19 protein-coding genes are annotated in these 22,942 nt (G+C 55.3%); 11 read left to right on the forward strand and 8 right to left on the reverse strand.

What is annotated here, in order from left to right; genetic code table 11:
* Window positions 1-55: 55 nt before the first annotated feature.
* Window positions 56-1,204: a YbfB/YjiJ family MFS transporter gene (locus ACOTY9_RS05865; RefSeq protein ID WP_032636021.1), complete on the reverse strand. Its 1,149-nt coding sequence runs from the start codon at window positions 1,202-1,204 to the stop codon at window positions 56-58.
* Between the two features lie 138 nt (window positions 1,205-1,342).
* Between ACOTY9_RS05865 and fghA the strand changes: the two genes are divergently transcribed.
* Complete coding sequence (fghA, locus tag ACOTY9_RS05870; RefSeq protein ID WP_045268786.1) at window positions 1,343-2,170, forward strand: S-formylglutathione hydrolase; 828 nt, start codon at window positions 1,343-1,345, stop codon at window positions 2,168-2,170.
* Window positions 2,171-2,429: 259 nt separating this feature from the next.
* Window positions 2,430-4,415: a ligand-gated channel protein gene (locus ACOTY9_RS05875; protein WP_045268787.1), complete on the forward strand. Its 1,986-nt coding sequence runs from the start codon at window positions 2,430-2,432 to the stop codon at window positions 4,413-4,415.
* A gap of 54 nt (window positions 4,416-4,469) precedes the next feature.
* On the opposite strand, the gene lysP is transcribed toward ACOTY9_RS05875, so the two are convergent.
* Both lysP and yieE read right to left on the reverse strand, forming a co-directional pair.
* Window positions 4,470-5,939 (reverse strand): lysine-specific permease, encoded by a 1,470-nt coding sequence (lysP, locus tag ACOTY9_RS05880; protein WP_014884571.1) that lies wholly within the window; start codon window positions 5,937-5,939, stop codon window positions 4,470-4,472.
* A 170-nt stretch (window positions 5,940-6,109) separates the two neighbouring features.
* Entirely contained in the window at window positions 6,110-6,976 is an 867-nt protein-coding gene (gene yieE, locus ACOTY9_RS05885) for a DNA-binding transcriptional regulator YeiE (protein WP_014884572.1), read from the reverse strand.
* 97 nt (window positions 6,977-7,073) lie between these two features.
* Between yieE and ACOTY9_RS05890 the strand changes: the two genes are divergently transcribed.
* Together ACOTY9_RS05890 and nfo are read left to right on the forward strand one after the other, a co-directional pair.
* Window positions 7,074-8,120, forward strand: a complete 1,047-nt coding sequence (locus ACOTY9_RS05890; RefSeq protein WP_014884573.1) for a YeiH family protein — start codon at window positions 7,074-7,076, stop codon at window positions 8,118-8,120.
* A 64-nt stretch (window positions 8,121-8,184) separates the two neighbouring features.
* A complete protein-coding gene (gene nfo / locus ACOTY9_RS05895; protein WP_014884574.1) occupies window positions 8,185-9,042 on the forward strand; it encodes a deoxyribonuclease IV in 858 nt (285 codons plus the stop codon).
* A 45-nt stretch (window positions 9,043-9,087) separates the two neighbouring features.
* Here the strand turns inward: nfo and fruA are convergent, their stop codons facing one another.
* The 3 genes from fruA to fruB are packed head-to-tail and all read right to left on the reverse strand — an operon-like array spanning window position 9,088 to window position 12,864.
* Window positions 9,088-10,779 (reverse strand): PTS fructose transporter subunit IIBC, encoded by a 1,692-nt coding sequence (fruA, locus tag ACOTY9_RS05900; RefSeq protein WP_047625337.1) that lies wholly within the window; start codon window positions 10,777-10,779, stop codon window positions 9,088-9,090.
* 16 nt (window positions 10,780-10,795) lie between these two features.
* Window positions 10,796-11,734, reverse strand: a complete 939-nt coding sequence (fruK, locus tag ACOTY9_RS05905; RefSeq protein WP_008500936.1) for a 1-phosphofructokinase — start codon at window positions 11,732-11,734, stop codon at window positions 10,796-10,798.
* Window positions 11,734-12,864: a fused PTS fructose transporter subunit IIA/HPr protein gene (gene fruB / locus ACOTY9_RS05910; protein WP_023330930.1), complete on the reverse strand. Its 1,131-nt coding sequence runs from the start codon at window positions 12,862-12,864 to the stop codon at window positions 11,734-11,736. Before fruB ends, fruK begins: the two co-directional genes overlap by 1 nt.
* 361 nt (window positions 12,865-13,225) lie before the next feature.
* Here fruB and setB point away from each other — a divergent pair, with 361 nt between their 5' ends.
* A complete protein-coding gene (gene setB, locus ACOTY9_RS05915) occupies window positions 13,226-14,407 on the forward strand; it encodes a sugar efflux transporter SetB (RefSeq protein ID WP_071922037.1) in 1,182 nt (393 codons plus the stop codon).
* On the opposite strand, the gene ACOTY9_RS05920 is transcribed toward setB, so the two are convergent.
* Window positions 14,404-14,658, reverse strand: coding sequence for a YkgJ family cysteine cluster protein (locus ACOTY9_RS05920; RefSeq protein ID WP_014884578.1), 255 nt, complete (start codon window positions 14,656-14,658; stop codon window positions 14,404-14,406). The genes setB and ACOTY9_RS05920 overlap by 4 nt on opposite strands.
* 161 nt (window positions 14,659-14,819) lie before the next feature.
* On the opposite strand from ACOTY9_RS05920, the gene yeiP reads away from it, so the two are divergent.
* Window positions 14,820-15,392, forward strand: a complete 573-nt coding sequence (yeiP, locus tag ACOTY9_RS05925; RefSeq protein ID WP_014884579.1) for an elongation factor P-like protein YeiP — start codon at window positions 14,820-14,822, stop codon at window positions 15,390-15,392.
* A gap of 120 nt (window positions 15,393-15,512) precedes the next feature.
* Here yeiP and uxuA read toward each other — a convergent pair whose 3' ends face one another.
* Window positions 15,513-16,703, reverse strand: a complete 1,191-nt coding sequence (gene uxuA, locus ACOTY9_RS05930) for a mannonate dehydratase (RefSeq protein WP_348565377.1) — start codon at window positions 16,701-16,703, stop codon at window positions 15,513-15,515.
* Window positions 16,704-16,908: 205 nt separating this feature from the next.
* Between uxuA and ACOTY9_RS05935 the strand changes: the two genes are divergently transcribed.
* From ACOTY9_RS05935 to ACOTY9_RS05955, 5 genes are all read left to right on the forward strand, one after another.
* Window positions 16,909-18,375 (forward strand): fructuronate reductase, encoded by a 1,467-nt coding sequence (locus ACOTY9_RS05935; RefSeq protein WP_348565376.1) that lies wholly within the window; start codon window positions 16,909-16,911, stop codon window positions 18,373-18,375.
* A 123-nt stretch (window positions 18,376-18,498) separates the two neighbouring features.
* A complete protein-coding gene (locus tag ACOTY9_RS05940; RefSeq protein WP_045134310.1) occupies window positions 18,499-19,485 on the forward strand; it encodes a CobW family GTP-binding protein in 987 nt (328 codons plus the stop codon).
* A gap of 33 nt (window positions 19,486-19,518) precedes the next feature.
* Entirely contained in the window at window positions 19,519-20,232 is a 714-nt protein-coding gene (locus ACOTY9_RS05945; RefSeq protein ID WP_014884583.1) for a phosphatase PAP2 family protein, read from the forward strand.
* Between the two features lie 415 nt (window positions 20,233-20,647).
* Window positions 20,648-21,217: a bifunctional murein DD-endopeptidase/murein LD-carboxypeptidase gene (gene mepS / locus ACOTY9_RS05950; protein ID WP_014884584.1), complete on the forward strand. Its 570-nt coding sequence runs from the start codon at window positions 20,648-20,650 to the stop codon at window positions 21,215-21,217.
* Window positions 21,218-21,344: 127 nt separating this feature from the next.
* Window positions 21,345-22,901: a cyclic di-GMP phosphodiesterase gene (locus ACOTY9_RS05955; protein WP_248082913.1), complete on the forward strand. Its 1,557-nt coding sequence runs from the start codon at window positions 21,345-21,347 to the stop codon at window positions 22,899-22,901.
* Window positions 22,902-22,942: the final 41 nt, after the last annotated feature.

Below are 22,942 nucleotides of genomic sequence, written 5' to 3' on the forward strand. Positions count from 1 at the left end.
GTATGCGCTCATTGTGCGTGAGGCGACGCACATAATCCAGTATTCACGACGATAATTATTGCAATTGCTGTTGCCTTTCAGCGTGACGATTCCAGACCAGCGCGCCGCCGATGAACAACGCGACGCCCGCCAGCCCCAGCGCAGGCTCCAGCCGGTGGGTTAGCCAGGTCGATAATGCCGACGTCACCGGGCCAATCAACTGCCCGATGGCATACCCGGTGGTGAGCAGTCCCGCCATATAACGCGTGTGGTTCGGTGCCAGCTCTCGGCCGTATAAAAGAGAGAGCTGCACGGCGCAAAGGAACCCGCCACCTACCAGCAGCCCGCCCGTCAGCAAACCGCCGATGCCCGGCAGCAGCCAGGCCGCCAGGACACCCGCGCCCTGAAGCCACAGCACGATAGCCAGCCTGCGGTTAGCCGTGGAGATATGTCGCAAGGCAATGCTGAGCGCAATCCCCACCACAGCGGCGAGACCAAAAATCGGCCAGACAAACTGGGCAAACAGGCTGCCGGGAAAGCGCACGGCGGCCATTTGCGATAAAAAGGTCGCCGGAAGGATATAGCCAAATCCCGCCAGGCTGTAGCTCCAGACCAGGCGCTTTAAATCCGCGGTCAGCCGCAGCGGCTCAGGCGCAGTCCCCGGGCGATGAAGCTGACCCGCACGCGGCAGATAGCGTGCCACCAGCGCAATCAACACGAGCGCCAGCACGCCGTAGATCTGCCACGCCGCACCGGCCGAAAGGGATTTCGCCTGAATATAGACCGCGAGCAGGCCGCTCAGGGCGATACCCGCGCCGGGGCCGGCAAACACCGCAGCACTGAGCCCCGGTTTACCCAGTTGCCCCAGCCGCTCGTTGGTCCAGGCGGCAATGAGTACCATTGACCAGCCACTCATGCAGCCGATCGCAAAGCGCAGCAGGCCATGTACGACGGCGTTATCCGCCGCCGCGGAGAGCAGCGTCAATGCAACCGCACCCGTAATGCCGAGCCAGAGCCGCGTTTCAACAAAGCGGTGCGCGCGCATGGCATCCCATGCTCCCACCAGATAGCCAAGATAATTCATCGCCGCCACCAGGCCTGCGCTGGTGAGCGTAAGTTGCCCGGCGGCAATCATCAGCGGTACCTGAGGCGTAAAGGCAAAGCGCCCTATCCCCATCGCCACCACCAGAACGACAAACCCACTAAGCGCGATACGCAGCGCCATGACCGCTCCAATTGTTAAAGAAAAGTAAATTTATGATGCAACATCTTGCCGTTCCGCGAAAGTGAAAGTTGCTCACAGGTAAATGAAAACGCTGTATTATGATGCTAATGAATAGCTATTCTCATTAAGGAGCCTTGCATGGAACTGCTCGAAGAGCACCGTTGTTTTGAAGGTCGACAGCAGCGCTGGCGGCACGACTCCACCACGCTGAACTGCGCCATGACGTTCAGTATTTTCCTGCCTCCGGCAGAGAATCCGCCTGTTCTGTTCTGGCTTTCTGGCCTGACCTGCAACGACGAAAACTTCACAACCAAAGCCGGTGCGCAGCGTATTGCGGCCGAGCTGGGTATCGCGCTGGTGATGCCCGATACCAGCCCCCGTGGGGACGATGTGGCGGATGATGCAGGATACGACCTGGGTAAAGGCGCCGGGTTTTACCTGAATGCGACCGAGCAGCCGTGGGCGAGTCATTATCGTATGTATGACTACATCCGTGACGAGCTACCTGCGCTGATTCAGGCCGAATTCGCGGTAAACGATCGCTGCGCCATCAGCGGACATTCCATGGGCGGACACGGGGCGCTAATCATGGCGCTGAAAAACCCCGGGAAATATACCAGCGTCTCTGCGTTCGCGCCGATTGTTAACCCAACGCAGGTACCGTGGGGACAAAAAGCCTTCACCCACTATCTGGGCAAAGATGAAACGAAATGGCAGGAATGGGACAGCTGTACGCTGATGCTGGCGAGCGACTCAGCGAATGCGATCCCGATGCTTATCGATCAGGGCGATGCGGATCAGTTCCTCGCCGGGCAACTCCAGCCCGCCGTTTTAGCTGAAGCGGCACGCCAGAAGGACTGGCCGCTCACGCTGCGCATTCAGCCAGGATATGACCACAGCTATTACTTTATGGCCTCCTTTATTGAGGATCATCTCCGCTTCCACGCGGCGCATTTGTTCGCGTAATTTTCGCTATTTGCCCGATAGCCTCTCGCCTGTCGGGCTTTTCCCCTTATTGACATAATCCTATCCGCTTGAATCCAGGCTATTTTCTTGCCAACACATCAAACGCAAATGATTTCAATTATCATTTGTGTTTACAATTATACATTCTTTTGTACAATTCCAGACTCTTCTCCATCACAAAGAGTTCTTACAAGACAAATACATACAGTTCTCAGGGTTATCCCGATGGAGTTTTTTTCTTTTTATATGGAATGTACAAATGACAATACCACGCGTTAAATTGCTGGCCGCTGCCATTGGCGCCGCCACACTTTCCTCCTTCGTTCACGCAGCCGATCAGGACACCGTTGTCGTCACTGCGACGGGTTTTGAACAAAAAATCCAGAATGCCCCCGCCTCCATCTCGGTGATTTCAAAACAGCAGATTGAAGATAAAGCCTACCGTGATGTCACCGATGCCCTGAAAGACGTCCCGGGCGTCGTCGTTACTGGCGGCGGGAGCAGCAGTGATATCAGTATTCGCGGCATGGCGTCGCAGTACACGCTGTTCCTGGTGAACGGCAAACGCGTGAGTACGCGCAGTACCCGCCCAAACAGCGACAACTCGGGCATTGAACAAGGCTGGCTGCCGCCGCTGGAGTCCATTGAGCGTATCGAGGTTATCCGTGGCCCGATGTCCTCACTTTACGGCTCTGATGCTATGGGTGGAGTCATCAACGTCATTACCAAAAAAGTGTCGAACACCAAAGCCTGGACAGGTTCGTTGCATGGCGATGCAACCTTCCAGGAAAACAATGATTCCGGTGATATCTTTCAGACCAACGCCTACGCTTCAGGTCCCCTGATTGACGGGCTGCTTGGCGCAAAAGTGACGGGGCTTTTGTCACGCCGCGCAGAAGATAAGATTGTGAACGGGTATAACGAGCAGAAAATGCGTAACGGCGGTATTACGTTGAATTTCACGCCGGACGAGCAAAATGATTTCGACCTCGACTTTGCCCGTGAACTTCAGGACAGAAACAGCACGCCGGGGATGTCGAAAGCGACGGAAACCTGCCGTGGAACGACCTGTACACCAAATACCAAAAGCGAAACCCGCTATGAACATACCACCTACTCATTAACCCACAGCGGTTATTACGACGACTTCAATACCACCAGCTATATCCAACAGGAAGAGACGAATAATCCGGATCGAGAAATGCGCTCGTACAACACCACCTTCAACAACCAGAACCAGATCTTCCTCGCCGATCATACCCTGACTCTCGGCGGGCAATATCGCTATGAGAAACTGCGCGACAACGGCAATCAGCTGGAGGCTGCCGATGGCCTGAACAAACTGACACGCTGGAGTTGGGCACTGTTTGCCGAAGATGAATGGGCAATGACGGAAAGCTTTACGTTAACCGGCGGCCTGCGCATGGACAAAGACCAAAACTATGGTACTAACTGGACGCCACGTGGTTACGGTGTATGGCACCTCGCCGATCAGTGGACATTGAAAGGCGGGGTTTCTGCGGGCTACCGTGCACCGGACCTGCGTCAGTCGTCTGCCAGCTGGGGGCAGGTAACGGGTGGTGGCCGTCTTGACGGTATCATCGTTGGCAACCCGGACCTGAAACCAGAGAAGAGTCTGAGTGAAGAGATCGCCCTGCTCTGGGATAATAACGACAATCTTAATGCCGGTGTGACGCTGTTCAATACCGACTTCAAAGACAAAATTACTGAAGTTCGCCGCTGTAACAGCAGTTCCGATCCCGCCTGTACGATTGGCGATCACAGCTATGATTTCGTGAGCGACCGCGTCAACGTGGACAAAGCCAACATGCGCGGCGTGGAGTCTACCTTCGGCTGGAAAATCACGCGCGATGTGAACTGGACTGCCAACTACACTTATACGGAATCCGAGCAGAAGAGCGGCCAGTTCTCCGGTAAGCCGTTGAACAAAATGCCAAAACATATGTTCAATACCACCCTGGACTGGCAGGCGACACCAGACGTCGGCTTCTGGAGTCGTCTGAACCTACGCGGTAAAACGTCTGAGTATCTGAGCCGTACATCAATGTCCCAGGGTACACCGTCCTATACCCAGGTGGATGTGGGTCTGCGCTACAACGCGAACAAAAACCTGCTTGTGACTGCCGGTGTGTATAACGTGCTCGATAAGCAAATTGATTACGATACGTATGACACCGTGCTTGATGGACGTCGTTATACCGTGGGCATGACTTACAGCTTCTAACCGCCCCATAAAAAAGCCCGCTCGAATGAGCGGGCTGAAAGAGAGGAATTGCGGTTATTGTTTAAATCGTTCCGGGAATTCCATTTCACTGTAGCGAACGAAGTGTGTTCCTTTCGTCAGTTTGTAACCAAACCAGATGATCAGGAACAGCGGAATACCAATGTAGGTTGCCGTGACGGCGCCCCAGTCGATAGTATCCGCGAGGAACGCTTCATAGTTCTGACCCAGCGTAATAATCAGACACAGAATGAAGGCGAAAATTGGCCCCAGCGGGAAGAACCCTGAGCGATACGGCAGGTCGTTCAGATCATGACCTTGCATTACGTAACCGCGACGGAAGCGATAGTGGCTGATGGCAATGCCCAGCCAGGCGATAAAGCCCGTCATCCCGGAAGTGTTAAGCAGCCACAGGTAAACCGTCTGGTTGCCGAACATGGAGGTCAGGAAGCACAGACCGGCAATCACCGTGGTGGCGTACAGAGCGTTACGTGGCACACCACCGCGAGACAGTTTAGCGAAGATGCGCGGCGCTTTACCGTCGCAGGCCAGGGTGTAAAGCATACGGGTGGACGCGTACATACCGGAGTTACCCGCTGACAGCACTGCCGTCAGGATCACCGCATTCATTACCGCCGCCGCAGAGAGCAGTCCCGCGTGCTGGAAGACCAGAGTGAACGGGCTGACGCTGATGTCTTTCACATCGTTACGCAGCAGGCTTGGATCGGTATACGGAATGATCAGGCTGATAATCAGGATCGCGAACACGTAGAACAGCAGGATACGCCAGAAGACCTGACGCACCGCGCGAGGAATGTTCTTCTCCGGGTTTTCAGATTCACCGGCCGCAATACCAATCAGCTCAGTGCCCTGGAAAGAGAAGCCGACAATCATCGCCACGCCAATCATGGCCGAGAACCCACCGGCAAACGGCGCATCGCCTATTGTCCAGTTGCTCCAGCCCGCAGGCTCTGCCCCTTTGAAAATACCAACGATCATCGCCACACCGACGACGATAAAGATGATGACGGTTGCCACTTTGATCAAAGAGAACCAGTATTCCGCTTCACCAAACCCGCGTACGGAGATGTAGTTCAGCAGGAAAATGACGACCAGGAACAACGCGCTCCAGATCCAGCCCGGCGTGTCCGGGAACCACCAGGTCATCACCAGCTGTGCGGCGACGAGGTCAACGGCGATGGTAACAGCCCAGTTGTACCAATAGTTCCAGCCCAGCGCGAAGCCGAAGCCTTCTTCCACGTATTTTTGTCCGTAGGTCGAAAACGAACCGGATACCGGCATGTATGCCGCCAGTTCACCCAGGCTGGTCATCAGGAAGTAGACCATCAGGCCAATCAGGATATAAGAGAATAATGCCCCACCCGGGCCAGCTGCCGAAATCGTTGCGCCAGAGGCAACGAAAAGACCTGTACCGATGGAGCCGCCAATGGCGATCATCGTCAGGTGACGCGCCTTGAGTTCACGACGTAGCGTGGGCGCTTCTGTGGTTTTAGTTTCTGAAACCATGTGAAAATGCTGTCCATTCAATAAATGAGGCGCGATTGTAGCAGACGATCGGCGTTCCTTCCGGCAGAAATACTCAGTTATAAGAGAGCTTCATGACGCGGCCAGGATTATAAGTAAAGCATCATTTTTCCCTCCCCCTTTTGGGGAGAGGGCCAGGATGAGGGGCAATTTCACATCTCGCAATAGCGCAGAAAACGCTGCAGCGAACTGGAAAGGTGTTTCTGACGATGATGGATGCACCACAGCGTGCGCACCAGTTTCGGCAATGGAACAGGAATTTCCACCAGCGATCCCGTCTCAAGCTGTTCGGCAATCACGCGTCGGGAAAGGCAGCTGATACCCAGTCCATGACGCACCGCATGCTTAATCGCCTCCGAGTTCCCCAGCTCCATTCCCAGCTGGAAATGCGGCAAATGAGACAGCAGCAGGTAATCGACAATTTCACGCGTGCCGGAACCCTGCTCGCGCAGGATCCACTGAGCCTGCGCCAGGCGCTCCAGCGTCACCTCGCCCTGTAATAAAGAAGAGGCCGGGGAGGCAAACACCACCAGCTCGTCTTCCAGCCAGGGCTCGGCGATGATATCGACGTTGTGGCACGGACCTTCAATGAGACCGATATCCACGCGAAAATCGATCACCGCGTTGATGACGTCCTGGCTGTTACCCACGCTCATCTCCAGCGGCAACGAGGGAAAATCCCGGCGATAGCGGGCAATCACTTCCGGCAGGATGTAGTTACCGATGGTACTGCTGGCAAAAACGCGGATCGCGCCGTTGTCTTCGCGGAACAGCTGTTCAATTTCGATAGCCTGCTCCAGCAGAGCCAGCGCGCGCGGGTAAAGCAGGCGGCCATGCTCATTGACCACCAGACGCTTCCCTACCCTGTCGAAAAGCTGAACGCCTAACTGTCCTTCGAGATCGGTCAACGCCGCGCTAACGGCAGACTGAGAGAGCGCCAGCATTTGTGACGCCTGAGTCGTAGAGCCGCTCTTCAGCACTTCGGCAAACACTTCCAGCTGACGCAATGTAATGTGCATGGTCACTTACCACTTATATAGATTGATTATAAGTATATAATCAATTTTATTTTTAAGCCAGATCGCCGTAACCTTTAGCCAGACAAAGGAGAAGGTTATGTCAGAACTCACCTTACAACATCATCGTACAGTGTGGCACTTCGTGCCGGGTCTCGCGCTCAGCGCCGTCGTCACCGGTGTGGCCTTATGGGGCGGCAGTATACCGGCAGTAGCCGGTGCCGGGTTTAGTGCCTTAACGCTGGCTATTTTGCTCGGCATGGTGGTCGGGAATACCGTCTACCCGCACATCTGGAAATCCTGCGACGGGGGCGTCATTTTCGCCAAACAACATTTATTACGTCTGGGCATTATTCTTTACGGCTTCCGCCTGACCTTTTCGCAGATTGCGGATGTCGGCGTGAGCGGGATTGCCATTGATGTCCTGACCCTTTCGAGCACCTTTATGCTGGCGTGCTTTATCGGCCAGAAGGTGTTTGGCCTGGACAAGCAGACCAGTTGGTTAATTGGCGCAGGCAGCAGCATTTGCGGTGCGGCAGCGGTACTGGCAACGGAACCGGTCGTTAAAGCTGAAGCCAGTAAAGTGACGGTGGCCGTCGCGACGGTGGTTATCTTCGGTACGCTGGCAATCTTCCTTTATCCGGCTATGTATCCGCTGGTGGCGCACTGGTTTAGCCCGGAAACCTACGGCATCTATATCGGTTCGACGATGCACGAGGTGGCGCAGGTGGTCGCGGCAGGTCACGCCATCAATCCGGAAGCGGAAAATGCCGCGGTCATCGCCAAAATGCTGCGCGTCATGATGCTGGCCCCGTTCCTGATTTTCCTGGCCGCGCGGGTTAAGCAACTGGCTCCGGCAGGTGGCAGCGAGAAAAGCAAAATCACCATTCCGTGGTTTGCGATCCTGTTCATCGTGGTCGCTATCTTTAACTCGTTCCACCTGCTGCCAAAAGCGGTCGTGGATATGCTGGTGACGCTGGATACGGTGCTGCTGGCCATGGCGATGGCGGCTCTGGGTGTGACCACGCACGTCAGCGCCCTGAAAAAAGCCGGCGCAAAACCGCTGCTGATGGCGCTGGTGCTCTTTATCTGGCTGATTGTGGGCGGCGGCGCGATTAACCTCGCCGTACACAGCCTGATGGCATAAACCCTCTCGTCGTTCTCCTGTTAACCCGTTATGATAAGCGTTTCGGGTTAACAGGAGTCTTTTTATGAAATATGTTGGAGCGCACGTCAGCGCTGCAGGTGGCCTTGCAAACGCCGCCATTCGCGCCGCCGAAATCGAGGCAACCGCTTTCGCCCTGTTCACCAAAAATCAGCGCCAGTGGCGCGCCGCACCGCTCACCACCGACGTGATTGATGATTTCAAAGCCGCCTGTGAAAAATACCACTACGGGCCGGGCCAGATCCTTCCCCACGACAGCTATCTGATTAACCTCGGTCATCCGGTTCAGGAAGCGCTGGATAAATCCCGCGAGGCGTTCCTTGATGAAGTGCAGCGCTGTGAACAGCTGGGGCTGACGCTGCTGAACTTCCATCCGGGTAGCCATCTGATGCAGATCGACGAAGACGCCTGTCTGGCGCGTATTGCTGAGTCCATCAACATCACCCTGGAGAAAACCAACGGCGTGACCGCGGTGATCGAAAACACCGCCGGTCAGGGCAGCAATCTCGGCTTTAAGTTCGAACATCTGGCGGCGATCATCGACGGCGTGGAAGATAAATCCCGCGTGGGCGTGTGCATTGATACCTGTCACGCGTTTGCGGCCGGTTACGATCTGCGTACAACCGAGGCAACGAAAAACACGTTCGATGAGTTTGAGCGCATCGTTGGCTTCAAGTACCTGCGCGGTATGCACCTCAACGATGCGAAAAGCGCCTTTGGTAGCCGGGTTGACCGCCACCATAGCCTGGGCGAAGGCAATATCGGTCACGATGCATTTCGCTTTATTATGCAGGATGCCCGTTTCGACGGTATCCCCATGGTGCTGGAAACCATTAATCCGGATATCTGGGCGGAAGAGATCGCCTGGCTCAAGGCACAGCAGACCGCTGAACAGGCGGCATAAAAAAAGCCGGGTTGCTTCGCACCCGGCTTTTTTGTTGCTTATCGCTTACGCTGCTTTTGCAACCACTTCCGCTTCCGGACGTTTCAGCACCGCGTAAGAGAGTCCCGCCACCAGCGTACCGGCAATGATTGCCAGCAGGTAACCCAGTACCGGGGTGATTGCGCCTGGGATCAGCAGGACGAACAGACCACCATGTGGTGCCATCAGCTTCGCGCCAATCGCCATGGAGATGGCCCCCGTCACCGCACCGCCCACGATACAGCATGGCAGCACACGCATTGGATCACGCGCCGCGAACGGGATTGCACCTTCGGTAATGAAGCACAGACCCAGCACCAGCGCCGCTTTACCGCCTTCCTGCTGCGCTTTGTCGAACTTACGACGGGCGATAATGGTCGCCAGGCCGAGCGCCAGAGGTGGCACCATACCGGCCGCCATGATCGCCGCCATCGGCGCGTAGGTCTGGGTACTCAGCAGGCCAACGCCAAACGCGTATGCCGCTTTGTTCACCGGACCGCCCATATCGGTACACATCATACCGCCGAGGATTGCGCCCAGCAGAACCGCGTTCGCCGTACCCATGGTTTGCAGCCAGTGGGTCAGACCCGTCAGGATGCCCGCTACCGGTTTACCGATGAGGTAAATCATCGCCAGACCCACCACCAGGCTGGAAATCAGCGGGATGATGAGAATCGGTTTCAGCGCTTCCATACTCTGCGGCAGCTTCAGCTTCGAGCTGATCAGCTTCGCGACGTAACCGGCCAGGAAGCCAGCAATGATACCGCCGATAAAGCCGGAACCGGTGCTGACGGCCAGCATACCGCCAATAAGACCCGGCGTCAGACCAGGACGATCAGCGATGGAGAAAGCGATAAAGCCTGCCAGAACCGGCACCATCAGCGCGAACGCTGACCCCCCGCCGATCTGCATCAGCGCAGCCGCAAGCGTACCTTCTTCTTTAAATGCTGTAATACCAAACGCAAACGACAGCGCGATACACAGACCACCCGCCACCACCATCGGCAGCATGTAAGACACACCCGTCAGCAGGTGACGGTAGGCCCCCGCAGACTCTTTCTTCCCTTCGGTGGCGGTTTTAGCCGCACCGGTAGCCTGGTAAGGTTTGGCTTCCGCCAGCGCTTTATCAAATTCCTGAGCGGTCTTTTTCAGCGCCAGGCCGGTTGAGGTGCGGTACATCGGCTTACCGGCAAACTTCGCCAGATCGACTTCGATATCGGCCGCCACAATCACCAGATCGGCTTCCGCCACTTCTTCCGGGGTGATGGCGTTACCGGCACCCACGGAGCCACGGGTTTCGACTTTTACCCACCAGCCGCGTTTTTTCGCTTCGGTTTCAATGGCTTCAGCCGCCATAAAGGTATGCGCTACCCCAGTTGGACACGCCGTTACCGCCACAATGCGTTTCGGCCCGGTGGCCGCAGCCGCGGTCGGTGCTGTCGCGACAGGTGCGCTGTAAACCGACGCGTGGCCTTTCGCTTCACTCAGGAACAGGTCTGGATGTGCCACCGCGCGATTAATATCGCCCAGCCACACTTTTTTACCGTTCAGCGCACTGTCCGCAGGGATTTTATCACCCAGAACAATCGCCAGTTCAGCATCACCCGGGTTATCAATGATGTCCAGGTGTGCTTTTTGTGCCGCCGCGCCCAGCAGGGTCTTCGCCATATAGGCGCGAGCCTGTCCGAGACCGGAGTCAATGATCAGCAGCGTTTTCATTATTCCTCTCCTGCTGTTAGTTAAAAGGTTTTAAGTCAACGCGCGCCATCATCGCGGCTAACTGGGTACGATCGGTAATACCGACATTGCTCTGGCTCACGGCCAGGGCTGCAACGGCGGTGGCAAGACGTAACGTATGTTCACTGGATTCACGCATCAGCAGGCCGTAAATCAGGCCGCCAACCATCGAATCCCCAGCGCCAACGGTACTCACAACTTCCATTGACGGCGGTTTGGCAATCCATTCGCCAGAAGCGTTAACCCACAACGCGCCTTCTGCACCCAGCGAGATCACGACGTGAGCGATACCCTGCTCACGCAGCGCATGGGCTGCATCAATCACATCTTTTAATTCTGGCAGCTTACGGCCAGCCCAAATCTCCAGTTCGCGGCGATTCGGCTTCACCAGCCATGGAGACGCTTTCAGACCCGCAACCAGTGCGTCACGGCTGCTGTCGAAAATAATGCATGGGCACTGGCTACGCAGGCGCGTCATCCAGTCGGTAAACGCTTCCGGGCTCACGCCAGACGGCAGGCTGCCGCTGACGCACACCATGTCGAACTGACCGAGCCAGGTGAGAGAGTCGTTAACAAAGCGCTCCCAGTCTGACGGGGTGACTTCGAAGCCAGAGAAGTTCAGGTCAGTCACTTCACCGTCTTTCTCCGTCAGCTTGACGTTGATACGGGTACGGCCCTGAACGACCTGGAAGCGGTTAGCAATGCCCAGCTCGCTGAACAGCTGCTGGAAACCGTCCTGGTTATCTTTACCGAGGAATCCACCCACGGTGACATCGATACCGAGATCCTTGAGCACTTTCGCGACGTTAATCCCTTTGCCCGCAGCATGCAGGCCAGTGGTACGCACGAGGTTTACTTCGCCGCGCTCAATCTCCGGGCAAAACCCCACCAGGTCATATGCCGGGTTCAGCGTAATAGTCGCAACACGTCTGCTCATTATGCGCCCTCCCCCAGACCTGCCGCGATGGCGTCGCCAATCGCTTTCAGCGCCTGTTCAGCATCAGCACCCTGCGCGGTGAAACGCAGACGGTGACCTTTCTTCACGCCCAGCGCGACCACTTTCATCAGACTACGGCCGTTGGCCGGTTTGCCCGTGCCATCAAGGTTAGCCACGGTGATCTCACTTTCGAATTGTTTAATGGTATTCACCAGCATGGTGCCTGGACGGGCGTGCAGGCCGTGTTCGTTACGTACCACGAACTCAGCGGTCAGCAGGTCATCCGTCAGCGCGTCATCACTGGTCAGCAGAGCCAGCACGGTGGCAGCATCCGCGTTCAGCAGTTTTTCAGCTTTGTTATTCAGCAGCAGATCGCCCAGACGCTTCAGCACCGACACTGGCTGCTCATCGTTCATCGCCACGGTGACCAGCATGGCGGCAGGCTCACCCTCAACGTCAAACGCTGTGGCTGCACGGCTCACCGCGATAGCACTGCGCAGGTTGCCTTCAGCACTGTCGTTCAGCCAGATACCCTGGCCAAGATTCAACGGTTTGTCGTTAATCACGCGCGTCACAAAGGTGGCATCAGCCGCCCCGGCTTCTTTAAGACGACCCGCGTTCAGCGCCTGCAGCGTGACCAGATCCGAAGCCACAACATCCAGCGTCAGCGTGTCATTATCCAGTTTCAGCGCTTCACTCTGTTTTTCACCCATCAGCAAGGCACGCAGCTCTTCAGCGGTTGTCGCTGACTTCAGCTGTTCTGCCACGGCGTCATCGCTCAGGACATGCGTTAGCTGACGCAGCAGGCCCAAATGTTCGTCGCTGCTGGCCGCAATGCCGATAGCCACATACGCTACCTGACCTTCGCCCCAGAGCACGCCCTGCGGGAACTGATAAACCTTCACGCCGGTTTTCAGCACCTGGTCGCGGGTGTCTGTTGTACCGTGCGGAATGGCAATCCCATTACCGAGGAAGGTGGAGGTCTGCTGCTCGCGCGCCAGCATACCGTTTACGTAGCCGTCCGCGACGTTGCCTGCCTGCACAAGGGCAGCGGCAACCTGACGAATAGCCTCTTCTTTATCCCCGGCCTGAGCGCCCGGGTGAATATCCTGAACAGATAACTGGAACATGGTTCTCCTCTCCTGCTGAAAGTGAATCGTTTCAGCTTACATGAGAAAAAATACGCTAGCCTGCTCCGTTTGCTAAAACAAGATAGCGCTGAAACGTTTCAAAAAGTCTTGCGCTTTCTGCAATGTCTTGCAAGAAAAGTCGTATTTCCGATCTCAGAATTTAGAGATGCAGCACATTTCTTCCGCATTCAGCTGAATTTTGCTGAAGTTCAGCAAATCAGTTTCAGCTAAGTTCAGCCAGCAGGATGAGAAGTTGAAATGCCATTTTGATTTTTCGTGGCATCATTGACCTCGTCCACTGTTTATTTTTTAGCTAACGGCGTAAACTCCGCCCCTCTCTGTTACTCGCTAATTATAAAACATGCATAACACCCCTGCGGCCACCTCGCCGAAGCCCTTCGATTTGACGTCAACGGCGTTCCTGATTGTTGCCTTCTTCACGGGCATTGCTGGCGCGTTGCAAACCCCAACACTGAGCTTATTCCTGACCAACGAGGTTCACGCCCGTCCTGCGATGGTTGGCTTCTTTTTTACCGGGAGCGCCATTATCGGCATCCTGGTAAGCCAGTTCCTGGCGGGCCGTTCCGACCGAAAAGGCGATCGTAAAAGCCTGATCGTTTTCTGCTGCCTGATGGGCGTCCTGGCCTGCGTTTTGTTTGCCTGGAACCGTAGCTACTTCATTTTGTTGTTCGTGGGGGTTTTTCTGAGCAGCTTTGGCTCAACCGCCAACCCGCAGCTGTTTGCCCTCGCCCGCGAGCATGCCGACCATACCGGGCGTGAAGCGGTGATGTTCAGCTCGGTCCTACGTGCTCAGGTGTCGCTGGCGTGGGTGATTGGCCCGCCGCTGGCTTACGCGCTGGCGATGGGGTTTGGCTTTACGATGATGTACCTGAGCGCGGCGGTCGCGTTTGTGGCGTGCGGTGCGATGGTGTGGTGCTTCCTGCCGTCAATGCGCAAAGAGCCCAAAGTGGCGACAGGCGTCCTGGAGGCCCCGCGCCGTAATCGTCGCGATGCCCTGCTGCTGTTTATTATCTGCACGCTGATGTGGGGCACCAACAGCCTGTATATCATTAACATGCCGCTGTTTATTATTGATGAACTGCATCTGCCGGAGAAACTGGCCGGCATAATGATGGGCACCGCTGCCGGTCTGGAGATCCCGACCATGCTGATAGCGGGCTATTACGCGAAGCGTTTCGGAAAACGTTTTTTGATGCGCATCGCGGCCGTCGCCGGGCTGCTGTTCTACGTTGGTATGCTGACGGTCCATACGCCGGGGCTGCTGCTGGCTTTACAGCTGCTGAACGCCATCTATATCGGGATTCTGGCGGGGATTGGCATGCTCTACTTCCAGGATCTGATGCCGGGCCAGGCAGGCTCAGCGACCACCCTTTATACTAATACCACGCGCGTGGGCTGGATTATAGCAGGCTCCATGGCCGGGGTCGTTGCTGAGATCTGGAACTACCACACGGTGTTCTGGATTGCGCTGGTGATGTGTACGCTGACCATTGGCTGTCTGGCGAGAATCAAAGACGTTTAAGGCGCGGTGAGCGCTTCCAGCTCAAGCAGGTAGATCATCGCCTGCGCGCGCGAACTGCCGCACATCTCGACCCCAGGCTGTAGCCCGGAGCAGACCTTCGGGCGCAGGGGCGAACCAAAGATCATACACAGGTTGGATTCAGAGAGCTGAACACAGCGGGTATTGGCGGGCTTGCCCTCCGGCATTCCGGGTATCGGGCTTGAAATGGACGGAGCGGTACAGCACGCGCCGCAATCTGGACGACAATCCATACATGCTCTCTCAGTGACGAAGCCCGTGCAGTCGGGCATCGGGCGCACAGTAACACCTTTTGTGCGTTGATAGCAAAAGCCACGAATTCCGCTTGCCTGAAAGGCCGCGCACGAGTAATTTGGCGCGATATTTTTTACCTCCCGTAAACAGGATTATTGCAATGCCAAGAGCGAACGAAATTAAGAAAGGTATGGTACTGAATTACAACGGCAAACTGCTGATTGTGAAAGACATCGACATTCAGGCCCCTAGCGCCCGTGGTGCTGCCACGCTGTACAAAATGCGTTTTGCCGATGTGCGTACCGGCCTGAAAGTGGAAGAGCGCTTTAAAGGTGACGATATTGTCGATACCGTGACCCTGACCCGTCGCTATGTTGATTTCTCTTACGTCGACGGCAACGAGTACGTGTTCATGGATAAAGAAGATTACACCCCGTATATCTTCACCAAAGATCAGATTGAAGAAGAGCTGCTGTTCATCCCTGAAGGCGGTATGCCTGACATGCAGGTTCTGACCTGGGATGGCGTGCTGCTGGCGCTGGAACTGCCTCAGACCGTCGATCTGGAAATCGTTGAGACGGCACCTGGCATCAAGGGCGCATCCGCAAGTGCCCGCAACAAACCTGCCACTCTGACCACCGGTCTGGTTGTGCAGGTACCGGAATACCTCTCCGCAGGCGAGAAGATCCGCATCCATATCGAAGAAAAACGCTATATGGGTCGCGCTGACTGATAGCGTATCGTGCTTTTCGCCCGGTGGCGCTACGCTTACCGGGCCTACGAAACCAGCTCTGAAGCTGGTTTTTTGTTTCTGTAGGCCGGGTAAGGCGAAGCCGCCACCCGGCAATTCCGGTTACAGAAGCTCCGGATACTTCGTCATCTTCAGCGCCAGCTCAACGCCGCGCACTTCCGCCATCCCTTTAAGTCGGCCTATCGCCGAATAGCCTGGGTTGGTTTTCTTGCGCAGATCGTCCAGCATCTGGTGCCCGTGGTCCGGGCGGAACGGAATAGGACGGACATCGCCAGCCTGCTTACGACGCGCCTCTTCTGCCAGGATGGCATCGACCACCGCGACCATATTGACGTCTCCGCCCAGGTGCGCGGCTTCGTGGAAGGTCTTAGGATTATCCTCCCGGCAGGTTGCGCGCAAATGCGTGAAGTGAATGCGATCGCCAAAGGCTTCAATCATCTGCACCAGGTCGTTATCCGCGCGAACACCGTAGGAACCCGTACACATGGTAAAGCCGTTATAGATGCTGTTGACCGTCTCTTTCAGCCACTGCATATCTTCGATAGTGGAAACGATGCGCGGCAGACCGAGGATAGGACGCGGTGGATCGTCCGGATGCACGGCCAGACGCACGCCGACTTCTTCCGCAACCGGTACGATAGCGCGCAGGAAATAAGCCATGTTTTCACGCAGCTGGTTCTTATCAATATCGCCGTATTCCGCCAGACGCGCGCGGAACTGGTCCAGCGTGTACCCCTCTTCTGCGCCCGGCAGGCCCGCAATGATGTTGCGGGTCAGCTTTTCAATATCCGCTGCACTCGCGTCATTAAACCATTGAAGCGCCTGCTGCTGCTCTTCAGCGGTGTAATCCGCGTCGGCGCCAGGGCGTTTCAGGATGTGCAGCTCAAATGCCGCAAAGGCAATCTGGTCGAAACGCAGCGCTTTTGAGCCGTCCGGCATCGGGTATTCCAGATCGGTCCGCGTCCAGTCCAGAATAGGCATGAAGTTATAGCAAACCGTATCAACGCCGCAGGCCGCCAGGTTGCGAATGCTCTGCTGGTAGTTCGCAATCCAGGTCTGGTAATCCCCGGAATGGGTTTTGATATCTTCGTGGACCGGAATGCTCTCCACGACAGACCAGGTTAATCCCTTCTCCGCCAGCAGCGCCTGGCGCTGTTGAATTTCCTCAACCGGCCAGACCTGGCCGTTAGGAATGTGATGCAGCGCCGTCACGACACCCGTTGCGCCAGCCTGACGCACATCATCAAGAGAAACCGGATCGTTCGGCCCGTACCAACGCCAGGTTTGTTCCATTGCCTCACCCTCTAAAGTTGTTATACCAATATGCGTTACTGCAATGACGACTACCATACATGTTTAGCGTACAGGGTCAACATACCGCCACACGTTGATTGATCTAACTCACAGAACGGGGATATTTACGGCTCACCAATTTTATTTGCTGTCATATAACTTTACACTGGCATTGTTAATTAATGGTTAATCAGGTGTGTATTTCATGAAGACAATTGCCTCCACCTCGCTTCCTGCCCATGTTCAGCAACCTCGCTACGATCGCAAGCAATTACGCTCCCGGATCGTCCATTTTGGCTTTGGCGCATTTCACCGCGCGCACCAGGCGCTGTTAACAAACCGGGTGCTGAATGAAAAAGGCGGCGACTGGGGGATTTGTGAGATTAGCCTCTTTAGCGGCGATGTGCTGATGGGCCAGCTGCGCACGCAGGATCATCTGTTTACCGTGCTGGAGAAAGGTGCTGAAGGAAATCAGCCAATCATTGTCGGCGCCGTTCATGAATGCCTGAATGCAAAGCTTGATTCCCTGTCCGCCATTATTGAGAAATTTTGTGAGCCCCAGGTGGCGATTGTATCGCTCACCATCACCGAGAAAGGCTACTGCATCGATCCCGCGACCGGTAAGCTGGATCGACAAAACGCGCGGATCCAGCACGACCTGGACAACCCCGCCGAACCGCATTCTGCGCCTGGGATCCTGGTCGAGGCGCTACATCGCCGCCGCGAGCGAGGTTTGCCAGCGTTTACCGTGCTTTCCTGTGACAATATTCCTGACAATGGCCACGTGGTGAAAAATGCCGTGCTTGGCATGGCGCAGAAACGTTCCCCGGCGCTGGCGGAGTGGATCGAAGGCCACGTGAGTTTTCCGGGCACGATGGTCGACAGAATTGTTCCCGCGGCGACGGAGGCCTCGCTTGCAGAAATCGCCGATGCGCTCGGCGTCGACGATCCGTGTGCCATCAGCTGCGAGCCGTTTATTCAGTGGGTGGTGGAAGATAATTTTGTTGCCGGGCGTCCGGAGTGGGAAGTGGCAGGTGTCCAGATGGTGCAGGACGTTCTGCCGTGGGAACAGATGAAATTACGCATGCTCAACGGCAGCCACTCTTTCCTGGCGTATCTGGGATACCTCGCCGGGTACGCGCATATTAATGAATGTATGGAGGATGCCGCCTTCCGTGAAGCCGCCCGGCGGTTAATGCTGGAGGAGCAGGCGCCTACGCTGCGTATAAAGGATGTGGACCTGACCGCCTATGCCGACAGCCTGATTGCGCGCTTCGCCAACCCGGCGCTGCAACACCGGACCTGGCAGATTGCGATGGACGGTAGCCAGAAACTGCCGCAACGGATGCTGGATGGCATCCGCATCCACCTTGAGCGAAATACCGACTGGCCTCTTCTGGCACTGGGCGTTGCCGGCTGGATACGGTACGTCAGCGGTACCGACGAACGCGGCAACGCGATTGATGTTCGCGATCCCCTCAGCGATAAAATTCGCGCGATTGTCGGGGCCAGCCGCGACGCTGACCGCGTTAACGCGCTGCTGGGGCTGAGCGAAGTCTTTGGCCACGATCTCCCCCAGAATAGCGTATTTGTTGAGGCGGTAAGCGAGGCATACGCGCGCATCACCCGCCGCGGCGCCCGTCAGGCTGTTATAGAAACGTTAAATATTTAACGATTATTGCGCTTAACGCGAACGGACGTCGCCTCCGTTCGCCCTTCCCCTTCTCATTGGGTACGTTTTTCGCCAGGATAAGAGAATAGTGTTATAGCATCACAATTCTCGACTGGAGTGCATGTGACCAAAACGAACCTCATCACCGGTTTTCTCGGCAGCGGTAAAACCACCTCAATTCTCCATCTGCTGGCGAATAAAGATCCTGCAGAAAAATGGGCCGTACTGGTCAATGAATTTGGCGAAGTGGGCATTGATGGTGCGCTGCTGTCAGAGAGTGGCGCAATGATTAAAGAGATCCCCGGCGGGTGCATGTGCTGCGTCAATGGCCTGCCGATGCAGGTCGGGCTCAATACGCTGCTGCGTCAGGGTAAACCGGACCGCCTGCTGATTGAGCCTACCGGTCTGGGCCATCCGAAGCAGATCCTCGATTTGCTGACCGCACCGGTCTACGAGCCGTGGATCGATCTGCGCGCCACCCTGTGCCTGCTCGACCCGCGTCTGCTGCTTGATGAAAAAGCGGTGGCCAATGAGAACTTCCGCGATCAGCTCGCCTCGGCGGACGTTATTGTCGCTAATAAAGAAGATCGCGCCACGGCGGAAAGCCAGGCCGCGCTGGAGGCGTGGTGGCAACACTTCGGCGGCAATCGTACCCGCGTGCAGACCACCCAGGGAAAAATCGATAGCGCCCTGCTCGACCTTCCTCGCCAGAATCTGGCGGAACTCCCGGCCAGCGCGGAGCATGCTCATCACCATCCCGTTAAACAGGGACTGGCGGCGCTTAGCCTGCCAGAGCACCAGCGCTGGCGACGTAATCTGAACAGCGGCCAGGGATATCAGGCCTGCGGATGGATTTTCGATGCCGATACGGTTTTCGACACCATAGGCACCCTTGAGTGGGCCAGACTTGCGCCGGTTGATCGCGTAAAAGGCATTATGCGCACGCCAGACGGGATGGTGCGGATCAACCGCCAGGGCGAGGATTTCTTTATCGAAACGCAAAACGTCGCGCCGCCGGATAGCCGAATAGAGTTAATTAGTGCGGTTAACGCCGACTGGAATGCCCTGCAGTCCAGCCTGTTGAAGCTTCGTTTAAGTTCAGGCGGCTAACGTTGCCCCAGTTTTCACTCTATGCTGAACGTTATGACAACTCGATTTCCCCTGATATTACTGCTTAATGTCGCCGGTCTGGCGCTCTTTTTCTCCTGGTATATCCCGGCGAATCACGGTTTCTGGTTCCCGCTGGATTCAGGCCTGTTTCATTTCTTCAACCAGGCGCTGGTGAAGAGCGATGCGTTTCTGTGGCTGGTGGCGATCACCAACAACCGCGCCTTCGACGGCATTTCCTTGCTGGCGATGGGCGGTCTGATGCTCTCTTTCTGGCTCAAAGAGGATGGCACAGGGCGTCGCCGTATCCTGATCATCGGTCTGGTGATGCTTCTGGCTGCGGTGGTTATTAATCAGCTGGCGCAACATCTGATGCCGGTAAAACGCGCCAGCCCGTCGCTCTCTTTCCCGAATATTTACCGCGTCAGCGAATTGCTGCATATTCCAACGAAAGATGCGTCGAAAGACAGTTTTCCGGGCGATCACGGCATGATGCTGCTTATTTTTTCGGGTTTCATGCTGCGCTATTTCGGCAAGAAGGCATTCACTATTGCCCTGCTTATTGTGGTGATATTTGCCTTCCCGCGCGTGATGATTGGCGCTCACTGGCTGACGGATATTGTCGTGGGTTCTCTTTCAGCAGTGCTGATTGGTCTGCCGTGGGTGCTGATGACCCCCTTGAGCGATCGCCTGATTGCCGTTTTTGATCGCTATCTCCCGCGCAGAAAGCAACAAGTATTAAACAAATAACTACCGTTTTTTAACGTTAATCGTCAGGGATCATTGCGATCCCTGATAGATCACGTCCCCCGATCCTTTCACGCTGTCATATTCTCGTCATCGTATTCATGATAAAAATGAAGCAATTGCGCGATAACGCTGCGGATCTGCCGCTATTTTGAGCAATTGCCCATTTTTACTTTCCGTATCACAATTTCTTATAAAAAAAACGGTTTTTTTACTCGCAATACCCCAGGCAATCGGTTAATCTCGAACTCGTTTTGCCCCATAGGGATAATTATTTCGATGGTGAATAATTTTGTGCGCTGTGCCACAAATGTCATCAGAAACAATTGTCTCATTGTGTACAGATAATTAGTCTCGTCACGTTTGGCATTTTTATAACGATATTTGTCGTTAAGGACTTCAAGGGAAAATAAACAAAATGGTCAAATCTCAACCGTTTCTGAGATATATCTTACGGGGGATCCCGGCGATAGCAGTCGCGGTACTGTTATCTGCATGTAGTACATCGAACACCGCAAAGAATATGCATCCTGAGACGCGTGTTGTGGGAACGGAAGATTCCTCTTCACTGCAAGCTTCTCAGGATGAATTTGAAAATATGGTACGTAATCTGGACGTGAAGTCCCGTATTATGGACCAGTATGCTGACTGGAAAGGCGTGCGTTATCGTCTTGGCGGCAATACTAAAAAAGGTATTGACTGTTCCAGTTTTGTACAACGTACGTTCCGTGAGCAATTTGGATTAGATCTTCCGCGTTCGACCTACGAACAGCAGGAGATGGGCAAGTCAATTTCCCGCACCAAACTGCGCACCGGTGACTTAGTTCTGTTCCGTGCTGGTTCAACAGGTCGACACGTTGGCATCTACATTGGTAATGACCAGTTTGTACATGCCTCCACCAGCAGCGGCGTCACCATCTCCAGCATGAACGAACCGTACTGGAAGAAGCGCTACAACGAAGCGCGCCGCGTACTGACACGCAGTTAATATCATGATTGTATCGCTGGTTATCCCTTGGCTGGCGATATAATAAAAAAAAGCACTGCTTAGGCGGTGCTTTTTTTTGCCCGTTACACTGAATATAATCAGCGGCAATTCAGGAATCACGACGTTTATGCTCACCCGCTACTTCGCCAGTCATCGCAAGATACTGTTCATCAGCATTATTACCGGCCTGATCGCGGCTATCCTCCTGGGCTCATTGCAATTTTTCTGGAGCTACCATAAGCGGGAAATCCGATTCGATACGCTAATTAAGGATGTGAGCATCTACATGGAGAACTATTTCGAGGAGCTGAAAACCTCGATCGACGTACTCCAGCCGCTCACGCTGAATAATTGCCAGGACGTTAACGCGGAGCTTACCTCGCGCGCGGCCTTCAGCATCAACGTGCGCGCCTTTCTGCTGGTCAGAAACAAAATGGCGTTCTGCTCGTCAGCCACAGGGCCGATGAATACGCCGATGGAGGAGCTGATACCCGAACTGCACATCAACAAGCAGATTGATATCGCACTGCTGCCCGGCACGCCCATGCTGCCCAACAGACCCGCCATTGCCATCTGGTATCGTAATCCGTTAGTGAAGGACGGCGGTGTATTCACCTCGGTGAATCTCAACCTGACGCCGTACCTGCTTTATACCGCGCGCCAGGAAGAGTTTGCCGGCATCGCGATTATCATCGGCGACAATGCATTATCCACCGCCTCAAGCACCCTCGTCAGGGCGCGTGATTTACATCAAACGCCTGCGCGCACCGCGACGCTCACAGAGGTCCCTCTGACCATCAAACTGTACGCCAGGGAGTGGACGAGCGACGAGATCCTCTTCGCCCTGTTCTTCGGACTGTTATGCGGGATTGCGGCAGGGTCGCTTAACTTCTACATCCTCACCCTGCGTCTCAACCCGGGCAAAGAAATTCTGAGCGCCATCAAGCGCGGTCAGTTTTATGTGGTTTATCAGCCAGTGGTGGATACGGATGCACTTCAGATGCGGGGCGTTGAAGTGCTGATGCGCTGGAAACACCCGACCATGGGTGAGATCCCACCGGACGCCTTTATCAATTTTGCCGAAGCGCAAAAACTGATTGTCCCGCTGACGCTGCATCTGTTTGACCTCATCATTCGCGATGCGCCGGTGTTACAAACCGTGCTGCCGCCGGGCGCAAAACTGGGGATCAATATCGCGCCGGGGCATCTGCATGCGGAAAGCTTCAAAGATGATATGCGCACCTTCAAAAGCTTACTGCCGCCAGATTACTTCCAGATCGTGCTGGAGATCACCGAGCGCGACATGCTTAACCATCGGGAAGCCAGCAGCCTCTTCGAATGGCTACATAACGAAGGATTCGAAATCGCCATTGATGATTTCGGTACCGGCCACAGTGCGCTGATCTATCTTGAACATTTCACCATGGACTACCTGAAAATCGACCGTGGGTTTGTCAACGCAATTGGCACCGAAACCGTCACCTCTCCGGTGCTGGATGCTGTGCTGACGCTGGCAAGAAAGCTGAATATGTTAACCGTTGCGGAAGGGGTGGAAACGCCGGAACAGGCTGCCTGGCTGCGTGAGCATGGCGTCCACTTCCTGCAGGGATACTGGATTAGCCGTCCTATGCCGCTGGAACAGTTCCGCACCTGGCAAAATAAGGTGTCGTCTCAGGCCGAATAATTTCACATTGCCTGTGACGTCACTTATTATTCAGCTTAACT

Source organism: Enterobacter cloacae complex sp. SHL012 (genome assembly GCF_049237505.1).
Taxonomy (GTDB): Bacteria; Pseudomonadota; Gammaproteobacteria; order Enterobacterales; family Enterobacteriaceae; genus Enterobacter; species Enterobacter kobei.